Origin of the sequence: Dermacoccus sp. BD5, from assembly GCF_044878485.1 — a bacterium.
Taxonomy (GTDB): domain Bacteria; phylum Actinomycetota; class Actinomycetes; order Actinomycetales; family Dermatophilaceae; genus Dermacoccus; species Dermacoccus nishinomiyaensis.
Map to the genome: position 1 here is coordinate 77,062 of NZ_JANJER010000008.1, position 14,080 is coordinate 91,141.

The 14,080-nt window shown below is 69.2% G+C and carries 12 protein-coding genes; 3 read left to right on the forward strand and 9 right to left on the reverse strand.

The genetic code is table 11. The features are described 5' to 3' along the window. Positions 1-369: 369 nt before the first annotated feature. Positions 370-975: a hypothetical protein gene (locus NQ706_RS07855; protein ID WP_404360722.1), complete on the reverse strand. Its 606-nt coding sequence runs from the start codon at positions 973-975 to the stop codon at positions 370-372. Between NQ706_RS07855 and NQ706_RS07860 the strand changes: the two genes are divergently transcribed. The 3 genes from NQ706_RS07860 to NQ706_RS07870 all read left to right on the forward strand — a co-directional run bounded on the left by NQ706_RS07860 (position 865) and on the right by NQ706_RS07870 (position 3,602). Then, entirely contained in the window at positions 865-1,926 is a 1,062-nt protein-coding gene (locus NQ706_RS07860; RefSeq protein ID WP_404360724.1) for a ParA family protein, read from the forward strand. The two genes, NQ706_RS07855 and NQ706_RS07860, sit on opposite strands and share 111 nt — an antisense overlap. A 103-nt stretch (positions 1,927-2,029) precedes the next feature. After that, complete coding sequence (locus NQ706_RS07865) at positions 2,030-3,271, forward strand: ParB/RepB/Spo0J family partition protein (protein WP_038566258.1); 1,242 nt, start codon at positions 2,030-2,032, stop codon at positions 3,269-3,271. Continuing rightward, positions 3,264-3,602, forward strand: coding sequence for a hypothetical protein (locus NQ706_RS07870; protein ID WP_038566255.1), 339 nt, complete (start codon positions 3,264-3,266; stop codon positions 3,600-3,602). Before NQ706_RS07865 ends, NQ706_RS07870 begins: the two co-directional genes overlap by 8 nt. A 166-nt stretch (positions 3,603-3,768) precedes the next feature. On the opposite strand, the gene trxA is transcribed toward NQ706_RS07870, so the two are convergent. The 8 genes from trxA to NQ706_RS07910 all read right to left on the reverse strand — a co-directional run bounded on the left by trxA (position 3,769) and on the right by NQ706_RS07910 (position 14,047). After that, complete coding sequence (trxA, locus tag NQ706_RS07875) at positions 3,769-4,095, reverse strand: thioredoxin (RefSeq protein ID WP_006944697.1); 327 nt, start codon at positions 4,093-4,095, stop codon at positions 3,769-3,771. Between the two features lie 71 nt (positions 4,096-4,166). Further along, complete coding sequence (trxB, locus tag NQ706_RS07880) at positions 4,167-5,171, reverse strand: thioredoxin-disulfide reductase (protein ID WP_038566252.1); 1,005 nt, start codon at positions 5,169-5,171, stop codon at positions 4,167-4,169. A 184-nt stretch (positions 5,172-5,355) separates the two neighbouring features. Continuing rightward, complete coding sequence (locus NQ706_RS07885) at positions 5,356-6,267, reverse strand: hypothetical protein (RefSeq protein ID WP_038566250.1); 912 nt, start codon at positions 6,265-6,267, stop codon at positions 5,356-5,358. A 108-nt stretch (positions 6,268-6,375) separates the two neighbouring features. After that, positions 6,376-6,912 carry an RNA polymerase sigma factor SigM gene (gene sigM, locus NQ706_RS07890; RefSeq protein WP_235181973.1) on the reverse strand — a complete coding sequence of 179 codons (537 nt, stop codon included), beginning with the start codon at positions 6,910-6,912 and terminating at the stop codon, positions 6,376-6,378. Then, complete coding sequence (locus NQ706_RS07895; protein WP_038566244.1) at positions 6,909-8,858, reverse strand: protein kinase family protein; 1,950 nt, start codon at positions 8,856-8,858, stop codon at positions 6,909-6,911. The genes sigM and NQ706_RS07895 overlap by 4 nt, the downstream gene beginning before the upstream one ends. Positions 8,859-9,036: 178 nt before the next feature. Continuing rightward, positions 9,037-11,145, reverse strand: coding sequence for a murein biosynthesis integral membrane protein MurJ (gene murJ / locus NQ706_RS07900; RefSeq protein WP_051805419.1), 2,109 nt, complete (start codon positions 11,143-11,145; stop codon positions 9,037-9,039). A 3-nt stretch (positions 11,146-11,148) separates the two neighbouring features. Continuing rightward, the gene (locus NQ706_RS07905) at positions 11,149-13,563 is read right to left on the reverse strand and encodes a DUF6049 family protein (protein ID WP_150112680.1); all 2,415 of its coding nucleotides are present in this window, start codon (positions 13,561-13,563) and stop codon (positions 11,149-11,151) included. A 4-nt stretch (positions 13,564-13,567) separates the two neighbouring features. Then, positions 13,568-14,047, reverse strand: coding sequence for an NUDIX hydrolase (locus tag NQ706_RS07910; protein ID WP_006944822.1), 480 nt, complete (start codon positions 14,045-14,047; stop codon positions 13,568-13,570). Between the last annotated feature and the right edge of the window lie 33 nt (positions 14,048-14,080).

Genomic DNA, 14,080 nt, shown 5'->3' on the forward strand with positions numbered 1-14,080 from the left:
CACAGGTGACACAATGGGGTCTTGCCGTCAACGCGAATCCGAGGAGAACCGGTGACATCCACTGCCCCAGTCGGCTGGCCCACCCACAGGCCTGGCGTCGCGCACACGGGCCCGAGCCCAGAGCCCGTCGGATGGCAGGGTATCTCCACCGCAGCGGCCGAGAGCCTCGGCGGTGATGCGGTCGTCACGGTGGTGAATCCGGTCGTCACGGAGCAGGCTGAGGGCCCGATCGGTGCTGACGTTTCACGTGAAACACCTCAGCCGATGATGGATCCGCAGGTCTCGGAGGTCACCGGCCAGCGCACGACCGATGTCGCTGAGCCGTCGGCCGCCGACCAGGACGCCGCACCCATGAGGGAATCGGAACCCTCACCTCGCGAGATGCAGGATGGCGAGGATGCCGCCCCAGCCGGCGATGCCGTCTCTGACGTGCGAGCTGCGCTCGGTTACGACATCCTGCTCGGCGGGGCGATTGTTCCCCGTGAAACATCGACCCCGACGGCTCCCGCGCCGCGTGACGCGGATGGAACCGAGTCGGCCGATGGCGTCGAGGCCGCTACCCCAACCGACGCCCGGGCCGATGACGACCGTGCTGACTCTGGTGCCGCTGACACGAAGGCCGAGGTCGCCGTCTCCGATGGCGAAGGTGTGGGGGATGCCGCCACGACGGTGACGTTGACCGGTCCCGTCGTCGACGAGGCATCGGCAGGTCAGGGCACGGCCGAGGTGCCCGAGGGCACTGCGGCACAAGACGATGTGTCTCACCGCAATTCTGCACAGAGCGCGGGGTACGTGCCGCGTCATCATGCCGAATCCGAGGCCACAGACTCTCCGCAGTCGCAGAGCGTCGAGGCTGATCCCGCCCTGGCTGCGCGCTCGCCCCTGCCGTCGCGGCGCGCTCGCCGCCACGCCCGCCCCCGCGTCCCCAGCTTCGAACGCGCGACGGACACCGACTGGCAAGGCATGACAGATCACGACGACCCACAGCACCCCATGGACGACGAAGGACGACGCGATGTGCTCCACGCCGATCCCGAGGCACCGTCAGCCGAGCCCAGGCCGGCTCGCGTGAGCTTCACGAGCGTCGAACAATTGCCGCGCCCGACGCACCCGCGGGTGCTCACGGTCGCGAATCAGAAGGGCGGCGTCGGGAAGACGACGACGACCGTGAACGTCGCGGCGGCGCTCGCTCAGGCGGGGCTCAAGGTTCTTGTCATCGACATCGACCCGCAGGGCAACGCTTCCACTGCTCTCGGCATCGAGCACCACTCCGACGTGCCGAGCGTCTACGACGTCATCGTCGAAGGAACGCCGGTCGACGAGGTCATGGCCCAGTGCCCCGACATCCCCGGCCTGTGGTGTGCGCCGGCGACGATCGACCTCGCCGGCGCGGAGATCGAGCTCGTCTCCCTGGTCGCTCGCGAATCCCGTCTGCACCGTGCGATCAACGCGCAGTTGGCTGACTCGACCCCGGACGAGCGCTTCGACTATGTCTTCATCGACTGCCCGCCGAGCCTCGGGTTGCTCACCGTCAACGCGTTCGTCGCGGCTGACGAGGTGTTCATCCCCATCCAGTGCGAGTACTACGCGCTCGAGGGGCTGAGCCAGCTGCTCAAGAACATCGAGATGATCAAGATGCACCTCAACCCCGGGCTGCACGTCTCGACCATCCTTCTCACCATGTACGACGGGCGCACCAACCTCTCCGCGCAGGTCGCGGACGAGGTGCGCGCGCACTTCCCCGAGCAGGTGCTCGGCGCGCTCGTGCCGCGCTCGGTGCGCATCTCGGAGGCGCCGAGCCATGGCGAGACCGTCATGACGTACGACCCGACGAGCACCGGTGCGACGAGCTACCGCGATGCTGCTCGGGAGATCGCCCTGCGCGGTGCGAGCGTGCCCGAGCCGTCGGGGCGCATCGGACGATGACCGACGCCGTGACGCCCGACGGCGATTGCCGTCATGCTGCAACGTCGTACGCAGCCTTCTCATACTCATCCCGCCTGACCCACCGTGTAGGAAGTGGACCTCGATGAACGACAAGCGACGTGGACTCGGCCGTGGCCTGGGTGCGCTCATCCCCAACACCACCGAACCGACGCGGGTGACGCGCCCGACGGACGTCTTCTTCACCGACTCCAAGGCCTCGCGCACGCAGGACGGCGACGAACCCAGCGCCCCGGAGGCCCGTGCGAGCCGTTTCAGCGAGGCCCTCACGCCGCGCCCGTCGCACCAGGCGCCGCGGGGTACCGAACCCCGGACCGAATCGCGCGCCTCGACGCACCGCCGCCACGACGACCTCGCCGCGGCCGCGGCCGCCGTCACGCAGCCCGCGGGGCAGGCGCCGAGCGTTTCACGTGAAACAGAGGTGGCGAAGCTCGAAGCGCAGCAAGCACAGCGTGATGACGCGGTCGGCATTGATGACGAGAGGGACGTGACGTCGAACCTCGCGCCCGTGCCTGGTGCGTCGTTCGCCGAGATCCCGCAGTCGCTGATCCGCCCGAACCCGAAGCAGCCGCGCTCGATGTTCGACGAGGAGCACATGGCCGAACTCGTCCACTCGATCGGCGAGATCGGGGTTCTGCAGCCCATCGTCGTGCGGCCCGTGCCGGAGGGCGACCCGGATCACGCGCAGACGCCGTACGAACTCATCATGGGTGAGCGGCGTTGGCGGGCCTCGCAGGAGGCCGGTCTCGCGACCGTGCCGGCCATCGTCCGTTCGACGACGGACGAGGATCTGCTGCGTGACGCCCTGCTCGAGAACCTGCACCGCAGCCAGCTCAACCCCCTCGAAGAAGCGGCGGCCTACGCACAGTTGCTCGAGGACTTCGGCTGCACGCACGACGAGCTTGCCACGAAGATCGGCCGCAGCCGCCCGCAGATCTCCAACACGATCCGCCTGCTCAAGCTGCCGCCGGTGGTGCAGCGTCGCGTCGCCGCGGGTGTCCTGAGTGCCGGCCACGCCCGTGCCCTGCTCGGCATGAGTGACCCCGCCGCGATGGAGCGGCTCGCCCAGCGCATCGTGGCCGAGGGCCTCTCCGTGCGCGCGACGGAGGAGATCATCGCGCTCGGCGACGACACGAAGCCGCGCAAGAGCGCTGTTCCACGTGAAACCAACCCGGATCTCGATCACTGGGCCAGCAATCTCGCCGACAAGCTCGACACCCGCGTCGGCATCACGATGGGCAAGAACAAGGGCAAGCTCACCGTCGAGTTCGCCTCCGTCGACGACCTCAACCGCATCATGGACGCTCTCGGGATCGAACGTGGCTGAGCGTCTCGACCCGGATGAGGCTCCTGAGGTCAATCATTCCGACGGCAGCTCGGCCACGGCGCAGACGCAGGACGGGCATCTGACACGTTCCGACATCACCGAAGCTCCGCTGATCGACGGCACGGATCCGCTGAGCGACAACGCCATCGACCGCCGTCGGGGCCGCACAGCGACGCCGCAGCTCGTCATCTTCTGCCTCTTCGCGCTGATCTTCGCCTACTTGGTCATCGGCGACGTCATGCACGGCGACTGGGGTATGGCGGTGCTGGGCCTCGTCGTCCTCGGTATCTGCGGGGCGGCCATCAAGCGAGAGTTCGACAAGAACCGCTGAACCGCTGACGGCGCCCCCCTTGCTTCCAAGTGCACCCGGGTGCATCTGGGCGCAAGGGCAGGGCAGCACGGGGGTAGAGACGAAAAGCCCCGGCCCACCATGTCTGGTGGGCCGGGGCTTCGTCGTCGGACGCTGCGTGCCCGACAGGGTCGTGATGCGGCTCGGTTCAGCCGAGGAACGGCTCGAGCTCGCGCAGCAGCTTCGGCTTCGGCATGGCGCCGACGATCGTCTTGACGACCTCACCGTTCTGGTAGACGTTCATCGTCGGGATGCCGGTGATGCCGTACTTCGCGGAGATCGCCGGGTTCTCGTCCGTGTTGAGCTTGTAGACGTCGATCTTGTCGGCGTTCGCCGCTGCGATCTCCTCGAGGATCGGCGCGACGGCGCGGCAGGGGCCGCACCACTCGGCCCAGAAGTCGACGAGGACGGGCTTGCTGTTCTTCAGGACGTCGGCGTCGAACGTGGCGTCCGTGGTGGGCTTGGTGGCTCCCATGATGTTCTCCTCTGTGCCGGCACCGGCGAAGCGGCAGCCGTGGTCGATGGTTCTTGGTCGGTCGAAGATGATCAGCGCGCCGCGTCGGCGCCCTGCGGCTCCGCGGTGAGGGACGCGTCGGGAGCGGGCTCGCCGGCCGCGTCGAGGTGGGCGAGGAAGCGCTCGGCGTCGAGGGCTGCGGAGCAGCCCGAACCGGCGGCCGTGATGGCCTGACGGTAGGTGTGGTCGACGAGGTCGCCGCACGCGAAGACGCCGTCGACGTTCGTGTGCGTCGAACGCTCCTGCGCGACGACGTAACCCTCGTCGTCGAGCTCGATCTGCCCGGTGACGAGCTCGTTGCGCGGCAGGTGGCCGATCGCGATGAACAGGCCGGTCGCGGCGAGCTCGCGCTCGTCACCGGTGACGGTGTCGCGCAGCGTCACGCCGGTCAGCTTGTCCTCGCCGTGGATGGCGACGACCTCGCTGTTCCAGGCGAATTCGATCTTGGGGTCGTTCTCGGCGCGCTCGGCCATGATCTTGGAGGCGCGAAGCTCGTCGCGCCGGTGCACCATCGTCACCTTCGCGGCGAAGCGCGTGAGGAACGTGGCCTCCTCGACGGCCGAGTCGCCGCCGCCGACGACGATGATCTCCTGGTTGCGGAAGAACGCGCCGTCGCACGTCGCGCACCACGAGACGCCGTGGCCGGAGAGGCGCTTCTCGTCGGGAAGGCCCAGTTCGCGGTATGCCGAGCCCATCGCGAGTATGACGGCCTTCGCGCGGTGGGTGACGCCCTCGCCGTCGACGACCGTCTTGACGGCACCGGTGAGATCGACGGATGTGACGTCGTCACGCACGAGCTCGGCGCCGAAGCGCTCGGCCTGCGCACGCATGTTCTCCATGAGGTCGGGGCCCATGATGCCGTCCGAGAAACCGGGGAAGTTCTCCACCTCGGTGGTGTTCATCAGGGCGCCACCAGCGGTGACGGAGCCCTCGAACACGAGCGGTTCGAGATTGGCTCGCGCCGCGTAGACGGCGGCGGTGTACCCGGCGGGGCCGGAGCCGATGATGATGAGGTTGCGCACGGCCTGGTCGCTCACGAAAGCTTCCTTCGTTGTCTTGTCACGGGCTGCCCGGGGAAGGTCTCGGCGCTGTCGCGCGCCCGCTGTCACCCTGCACAACGCACTCTAGTCGTGGGACATTCCGAGCGCATGCCGAGGCGTACCGCGGCGTCGAGCCACCGGGCTGGCGAGCAAGTCGATGCGAAACCGTCGACCCCGGCCCTCACGTCGTGACGGACGTCGGCCCCGCCTCGAGGTCGGTGGCCGTGCTGCAGGTGCGCGAGACGACCCAGGCCGTCGACGTGCGGCCCTTCACGGCGACGACGATGACGGCGGGGGTGCCGTCGTAGGTGGCGAAGTCGGCGTAGACGGCGTCGGGCTTCTCGATGACGCCCTTCGCGACGGCCTGCAGGCAGGCCTGCACGCCCTCGCCGGTGGCCAGGGGGCCCAGGGATTGCGCGTTGGCCTGCGCGGGTTCGATCGCAGGCGACTTCGACGTCCGCAGCGCCGCAGCCTGCGTTGCGAGATCCGTCGACGTGTACTTCGTCTGCGTCTGCGTGACACGCACGCGTGAGGCGTAGTTCTCCTCGGCAGGTTCCATCGACGCCCCTGCCGTGGGCTGGGCACTCGGATGGGACTCGTCACGGTTCGTCACGAGGGTCACCGCACCGATGGCGACGGCCGCCGCGGCGCCGAGCGCCAGCGCCGCGCGCCCGAGGGTGCGTCGGCGACGATGGCCGTCCAGGGAGGTGACGGTGGCCCCTGACGGTCTCTGCGACGCCGCCGGAGGATTCATCTGTCCTTCGGAAGCCGGGGCCGCAGGGCGCTGCTGCGTTCCAGGACGCTGCGGCAGCGGCACCGCCGGGGGCATCCTGGGGTGCTCATCGCGCTGGAGATCTTCGGGCGGACGTCGCACGTCCGACAGCCTCTCGTCCGAGGGCACCCCCGCCTCACGGGACGCGCTCGTCAGCGCGTCGCGCACGCGCGTGGCGACGTCGTCGGGCATGCGGGGAGCGTCGCGGGAGGCCTCCGTCCGCAGCAGGGCAGCGATCTGTTGCTGCACCTCGGCCGACGCGACCGGTTGGTCGTCGGCGTGCGCGGACGCCTCCCACTCGTCGCGGAAGTTGCGGGTCATGTCAGGCCTCCTCTCATGAGCGTGGACGGGCGCTTCATTGTGTCTGACGCGCAGGCGGGCACGGTGGTTCCGTGACGTGAGCCACGTCTTCGGGATGACGCCTCGGCGTCATCGATCCGCGAGCATGCCCGCGAGGGCAGTGCGCCCCCGCGCACACCGCGACTTCACGGTGCCCTCGGCGATGCCGAGGTGCGTCGCGGCCTCGGTGACGCTGAGACCCTCCATGTCGACGAGGACGAGGCACAGGCGCTGCCCCTCGGGCAGCTGCGCAAGGGCCTGACGGACGTCGAGGCGGACGTCGGTCTGCGCATGCGCGTCCCGCGTGTCGGCGATGTCGTACTCGGGCCACTCCTGCGTCGGCTTCAGTCGGCGCAGCCGGTCGAGTGCGGAGTTGACGACGACGCGGTGCAGCCATGTCGAGAACTTCGCATCACCGCGGAACGACTCGAGGCGTCTGAACGCGGCGAGGAAACCCTCCTGCACGGCGTCCGCGGCGAGCTCCGGGTCGCGGGTCGTGCGCAGGGCGACCGCCCACATCCTGTCCTTGTAGCGCTCGAACAGCACGCCGAACGCGTCCGGGTCGCCCTCACGATGAGCCTGGACGAGTTCTTCGTCGGTGCTGTCCCGAAGCACTGATCCGTTCACTTCGAGACCGTGACCTCGGCGATCGACGACTCGTAGTACGACTGGCCGGCGGGCTTCGTCTGAGTCGGGATGAAGACAGTGACATAGCGGCCCGACGCGTTCGTCGAGATCGTCTGCTCACTCGTCGCGCTCGAAATCGAGCCGACCTTCGTGCCCGTCTTGCCGGGGGTGTCGCTGACGTAGACGTCGGCGGTCAGCGGCGTGCGCTTGCCGGGCGTCACCTTGATGGTCTTGACGGCTGTCTGCGAACCCAGGTCGATGCTGACGCCACCCATGTCGGGGTCACCGCCCCAGGAGGCGCGACGGTAGCGCAGGCTCATCCACACCGTGTCGGGGTTGCCGTCGATGGCGTTGGCCGCGGCCAGCGAGCCGGATTGGCGCGCTCCTTGCGCGTTCACGAGCGTGGCTGCGGCGGCTTGGACGGGGGTGCCTGCCGGGGCAGCGCTCGAGGCAGAGGACGGCGCACTCGAACCCTTCGGCGACGAGGCGGTCGTGCTGGGCTTCGCGGCGGCGTCCGGCTTGTCAGAGCTGCCGGCGATGCCCTGGAGCCCGAAGATGGCGAGCACGAGCGCACCGAGCACGATGAGGCCGACGAGGACGAGGGCGAGCTTGCTGCTCGCCGGGTCAGGGTCGTCGGTGCCGCCGTTGAACCCCGGTACCGGGGGCTCGAGCTCCTCGAACGACGGGTCGTAGGAGGTGCGGGCGTACGCGGCGTCCTCGTCGTCGAGGTTGAACTGCGTGGTCTCGTCCGCGTCGAATGCGACGGGGCGGCCCACCATCGTCGCGTCGGCGGGGTCGGGTTCGTTGACACGACGCGGGGCGGGCTTGCGCGGAAGAGCCACCGCGGGCTTCGCGCCGGGGTCGGTGGCGTCGTCGCCGCGCACGTCGTCGGTGGAGGACGAACCGTTCTTGGTGCCGCTCTTCTTGACGGTGCTCACGCCGCTGCTCGTCGCACCGGCCTTGCCGGAGGCGCTCTTGTCCGAGCCACCCTTGCTCGAACCTGCCGCTGCGAGGGCCGCAGCACCGACGGCTCCGACGGCCGAGCGCTTGCCTGCACCGTCGCCGGAACCCGCGCGCTCGTCGGCCCGGCGGACGACGAACGTCGACTCGGGCTCGTCAGCGGTGTCGTCATCGGTTTCGACGCTGCGTCGCCCACGACCCGGAGCCGTGATGATCTGCGCCGACCACGGCGCGAGCTGACGCGCGACCTCGCCCGGCGTGCGCGGGCCGTCACCGGTGTTGAGGACCTGGCGGCACATCGCGTCGAGATCACTCGGCACGCCGTCGACGATCTCGGCGGGTGTCGCGATCTGCCCGTCGGCGCGACGCTGCGCGAGTTCGATGCCCTTGAGGCCCTCGATGTCCTGCGGGTCGCCCGGCCACGTGCCCGTCAAGGCCGTGTAGAGCAGATCCACGAGCGCACGCGTGTCGATGGCGGTCGCCTCGGAGCTGGAGACGTCGTCACGCCCGGCGAGAGAGCCACCGACGGCGACCTGGGTGACGGCGATGGAACCGTCGGCGAGGCGTAGGACGTGACGCGGCGTCAGGATGAGGTGGTGCAGGCCGCGCTGACGCGCGGCCTCGAGGGCGCTCGCCGTCTCACCGACGATGCGACGCGCCTCCTCGGGATGCATCGGTTCGAAGCGTGCGAGGTCGGCGAGGCTGTAGGCGCCCGTGTGCGGCTCCTCGACGATGTACGCGAACTCGTCGTCGCGCCCCGCGTCGAGCACGCGCACGAGGCGCGGGTCCTCGACGCCCGCGGCGCGGCGGGCACTGTCGAGCGCCGCGTCGGCGTGCGCCGAACGCGACCCGACGACGGTGATGGCGACGTCACGCCCGAGTTTCTCGTCACGCGCGATCCAGCGTGCGAGACCGGGGGCGTCCGAGATCTCGGACGTCAGCTCGTACCGGTTGCCCAGCACCGTGCCCTTCGTGATGCCCTGCACTCGCACTCCTCGTCGCGTCGGTGAACCACGGCCCGCGCGTCGCTGAGACGCCGGGCTCGGTTCATCCTAAGCAGCCCGCCGGGCAACCACGCGCTACGGCGCACCTTCGGCGCGGCGAGGTCTGGGGGCATCGCCGCGAACGGCCGTGACGATGACGCGTCACGACCGCGAGGGGACGTCAGCCTCGACGCAGACGACGGGTGATCGGGCCGAGCAGGCTGTTGATCTCCTGCACGCGCAGGCGGCTCGCGACGAGGAAGTACACGGCGAGGAACAGCGGGCCGATGATGAGCAGTTCGACGAGGCTCTCGACACGCGTGACGGGCGCGACCTGGTGGATGAGGAAACTGACGAGCAACGTGACGCCGGTGGCGATGATCGCGGCGATCGCCAGACGGACGTAGGTGCGCACCGTCTCCGACAGGTCGACGGCGCCGAAGCGGCGCCTCAGCAGGACGAAACCCACCGCGGCCTGGACGACGTTGGAGATCGTCTGCGCGAGACCGACGCCGACGCCGACCCAGTGGGCGCCGGGGTGACCGAGGATGGTCGTGTCCTGCAGGAAGAACCAGGGCACGGTCAGTCCGACGGCGATCCCCGTGCAGATGATCTGCATCCAGAACGGGGTCTTCGCGTCGTTGTAGGCGTAGAAGACGCGCTGGATGACGAGGCACAGCGAGTAGGGCACGAGGCCGACGAGCATGGCGATGGCCATCGAGCCGATGGCCCACCGGGTGTCCGGATCCGCGCCGAACATGGCCGACACGAGCGGGAAGACGAGCGCGAAACAGCCGAACGTCAGCATGACCGACGCAAGGCCCGACAGACGGATACCTGTCGTCATGTCGTCCTTCACCTTGTCCGTCTCGTTGCGGCCGGCGGCGATGGACATCCGCGTGAACAGCGCGGTGACCAGGCTGACGGTGATGAGGGAGTGCGGGAGGGTGAACAGCAGGAACGCCTGATCCTGCGCTCCCTTTCCGGGTTCACCGTCAGGCTGGGAGTTGAGCAGCCGGGACGTGACGATGAGGCCCAGCTGCTGGACGATGACGGCCGCGAACGCCCAGCCGGCCATCGTCGAAGCGCTGCGCAGACCCACGCCCCGGAACTTGAAGTTCGGGGTGAACGAGTACCCTGCACGCTTGAGCACGGGGACGAGCACCAGGGCCTGAGCGACGATCGCGAGCGTCGCGGGCAACGCGAGGACGAGGATCATCTCCGTGGTCCACCCCGAGTACGGCGGAACCCCGTTCTGACCGTGCGGGTACGCCGCGATGAACCAGACGAGCCCCAGGATGATGACGACGTTCGCCAGCGCGGGGCTCCACATGAACGCCCCGAAGCGTCCGCGCGCGTTGAGCACCTGACCGAGGATCGTGTAGACGCCGTAGAAGAAGATCTGCGGAAGGCAGATGAGCGTGAACGCCGTGGCGACGTGGAGCTTGTCGCCCGTGACGTTCTTGTGGTCGTAGATCTGGTAGACCCACGGGGCGAGGGCCATGCCGATGACGGTGACGCCGAGCAGGATCGTCAGCGTGAGCGTGACGATGCGGTCCGTGTAGGCCTTGCCGCCGTCGGAGTGCTCGAGCGCGCGCGTGATCTGCGGGACGAGAACGGCGTTGATGACACCGCCGGCCAGGAGCAGGTAGATGATGTTGGGCAGGCTGTTGGCCGTCGCCCACGTGTTGGCGATGCCCGTCGTCGAGCCGAGGGCCCAGACCGTCAGCACGGAACGGAGCAGGCCCAGCATGCGTGAGACGAGCGTGCCGGCCGCCATGATGGCGCTGTTGCGCAGAACCCCGCCTGTTCCCGAGGACTTCGCTGCTGCGGTCTGGGGGCCGTCGGCGGGCGTCTCGACGGCGTCGGTCGCCGGGCCTGCGGCCCCCGTCGTCGGGATGGCGGCCGTCCGCGCGCCTCGTGTTTCACGTGAAACACGAGAGGCGCCCGAGCCTCGCTGGGCGCCGGGTCTGCCGGAGACGGCCAAGGCGTCGTCAGCCTCGAGGTTCCAGGCGTCCTCGGCCTCGCGGCGCTCGCGGTAGGCGTCGACCTCGCCGAGGTCGATGACCTGCGTGTGGTCGCTGCTCGCGTGGCTGCGCGTGGACTCGAGGTTGCGCAACCACTGCGCCTCCTGGTCGGCCTCGAACCACGACTCGTAGGCCGAACCGATGCTCGTACCCGCGACGTTCGGCATCGCGATGGTGTGCCGTACCGCCGTCTCGTACATCGCGCCGAGCGATCCGGACGCCGCGCCGTTCGGGCGCGACGGATCAGGTTCGGCGTTCGACATCGGCTACTCCTCCAGCTGGATGTCCCGCGCGAGCTCATCGCGTCGGCGGGTTCCCGCCTTCCTGCCGCGCACGAGGCCGTAGCAGAAGACGAGCAACGCCACGATACCGAGCACCCAGAAGATCCACGTACCCGTCGGGCGCGCGTTGATGCGCAACGGGGACGTGTCAGACGTGTCCGGGCCGAGCGCGACGCCGTTCGCGGCCGTCAGGCTCGCATCGACGTCGACGAGGCTCGCAGCCTGCGCGGCGAGGGGGACGCGCACCGTCGTCTGGCCCTTCGCCTTGATCGTCACGGGCTCCGGTTGCGAGCGGAACTGCACCGCGTACGTGCGTGGCGTGAGCGTCAGACTGACGTCCTTGACGTCGCGTGCCAGGTCGTTCTTCACCGTCACGCTGATCGTGCCCGAGTCGGAGAAGAAGTTGATGCGCGCCGGGACGACGCTGACGTGCTCGGGGATCGTCGACACGGCGGCGGAGGCATGCTGGACGAGCTCGTCGACGTCCGGCGAGGTGCCGCGCCAGCGGGTGCTCGTCAGCTGATCGAGATTGCGGCTCCACGCCGGCACGATGTCGTCACCGTCGACGACCGCGCCCGCCACCTGCGTCAGCGACGCGAGGGTGCGCGATGCGCGTTGCAGGTCGCGTGCATCGAAGGCCTGCGTGCTGGGCCGGGGCCAGACGCCGTCCGAGGCAGGTGCCTCGGTCGACAGCTTGGCCACGGTGCCCGCCGAGCGTCTGCTCGAGACGTCGAGGGCGCTCGTCGTCATCCACGGCGCCGTGTCGATGGCCGACAGCACCTGCGCCAGACGCGACGGCGACGTCGTGCCGAGGCGATCGCCCATGACCATGAGGCTGCGGTCGGCCGACGGAAACTGCTGGTAGAGAGCGAGACCCGCGGCCTGTTCGCGCAACCCGGCCTCGACGTCGCTGTCGGCGCCGTCCGAGCTCAGCGGCGCGCTGAGGGCGCTCGTGTACCCGATCATCGGGATGCCAGACGTGCTGCGCCGCGCCGCCGATGAGGCCGAGATGAAGTCGGAGCCGTCGAGCGTGACGTTGGGCGTGATGATGAGGGGCTTGCCGCCGAGCACCGACGACCACACCTGCGACAACCGGTTCGTCGCCGACACGCTGAGCGGCGCAGCCGGCGCGGCGACCACCGTCGTCGACAGTTCCTTCAACGCCGGCGACAGTGGACGGGCGAGTGCGCGCCGCAGCACGGCGTCGCTGCCCGGGGGCCGATCGTCCGCCGTCAAAGACGACAGATCGGGGTCGCCGTACGGCGTGAACACGACCTGCTGATCGCTCGGACGGTCCTTCAACGTCGCGACGAGGCCGGCCGCGAGTGCCTCGACGGTCGTCGCCGGAGCAGGATCCTGCGAGGACGAGCTGCTCGAAGAGGAACTGCTTGACGACGAGGACGCGTCCCTCGACGAGGTCGACGAGGTCGATGCCCCGCTCGGTGCGGTGTTGCTGGGCGAGGCACTACCGGCGCTCGCCGTCGACGACGCGGAGGACGAGGACGGCGTGCTGCCGGCGGAACCCGTGTCACCGGGCGAGGCCGACGCGGAGCTCGACGAACTGGGCGTCGACGTCGTCGCCCGGTCCGCGGCAGCCTCCGTCGGGAGCGAACCGTCCTGTGCCGCAGCGGGATCGAGCACCGCCGGGTCGATCATCCACGTGACGGGGGCACCCGGGTTCGAGGCGAGGAGACGCTGGATGTCCGAGCCCGGCCCGATGGCCTTGTTCCACGCGTCGAAGCGCTCGCGACCGCTCGCGGTGAACAGCTTCGGGTCGGCCGGAAGCGTGATGGGAATGACGACGGACGTCGACATCGGCGTGAACTTCATCGAATCGGCCTGCGTCGTCACGAAGCTGCGGATCGTCGCGGTGGAGCCGCCTCCGGTGACATCGACCTGCAGCGGCATCGTCGCCATCGAGAAGCTGACGTCGAGCTGGTTCGCCGGGATCGTCACGGTGACGTTGGTGCTCGCGCCCGGTGCAAGCGTCTCGACGTTCGTCGTCGCCGTGACGGGGTTGGTCATCGCGACCTCGCCGGCGCTCCAGCGTGACTGCACCTCCAACGTGTCGAGCGCACGCTTGGCGACGCTGATGCGGGTGGTTGCGTTCGTCAGCGGCGTCGAGCCCGTGTTGCGCACCTGCACGCTGAGCGAGAGCGAGTCACCGCTCTTCAGGGTGGGGGGTGTCGAGCCCGTCAGCGACACAGCGATCGGACCGCTCTGCGCCGAACTCTTCGTCGCGGCGCGCGAGGTGCTCGCGGCATGGGCCGACATGCCGGCCACGGACGATGCGTTCGCCACCGTCGACGCTGCGGCAGTGCTCGTCAAGCATGGCGGGCCGCTTGCCAGGCAGGTGGCGAGCAGGCCCGAGAACGCAGCGAGGTGGGCTCGTCTCGTCATCGACTCAATGACCGGTCAGGCGGGCCCACGCCGTCGCGGCGATGCGGCGTTCGTTGGGGAACGTCAGGTGTTCGTGGGCGCGGTCGAGGCGGAACCACTGCGCGTCGATGGCTTCGTGGTCCGGGTCCTTCTCGATGCTGATCTCGCCTCCGACGGCTTCGAGCAGGTAGTGGTGCACCATCTTGTGGATGCGGTAGCCGGGCACGGAGAACCAGTAGTCGATGACGCCGAGCGTCACGAGGGCGCGGCCCTTGATGCCGGTCTCCTCCTCCACCTCGCGTTCCGCGGTCTGGACGAGCGTCTCACCGGCTTCGATGTGGCCCTTCGGCAGGCACCACTCGACGCGTCCGGCGCGATTGTGGCGCGCGATGAGAGCGAGGTAGGCCTGGTGGTCGCGAACGTCGACGACGACGCCGCCCGCAGAGATCTCCTCGAGCGTCGCAAGGCGCGCAGCCCGGTGCACGCGGTGCGAGGAGACGGTCATTCTCATACCTTAACGAGAGGGTTCGGCGTTTGC

Bases quoted from the DNA above. Each gene is read 5' to 3' on its own strand.
- NQ706_RS07865 (WP_038566258.1), top strand. From the start codon at position 2,030: ATGAACGACAAGCGACGTGGACTCGGCCGTGGCCTGGGTGCGCTCATC.
- trxA (WP_006944697.1), bottom strand. From the start codon at position 4,095: ATGGGAGCCACCAAGCCCACCACGGACGCCACGTTCGACGCCGACGTC.
- NQ706_RS07885 (WP_038566250.1), bottom strand. From the start codon at position 6,267: ATGACCCGCAACTTCCGCGACGAGTGGGAGGCGTCCGCGCACGCCGAC.
- murJ (WP_051805419.1), bottom strand. From the start codon at position 11,145: ATGTCGAACGCCGAACCTGATCCGTCGCGCCCGAACGGCGCGGCGTCC.
- NQ706_RS07905 (WP_150112680.1), bottom strand. From the start codon at position 13,563: ATGACGAGACGAGCCCACCTCGCTGCGTTCTCGGGCCTGCTCGCCACC.
- NQ706_RS07910 (WP_006944822.1), bottom strand. From the start codon at position 14,047: ATGACCGTCTCCTCGCACCGCGTGCACCGGGCTGCGCGCCTTGCGACG.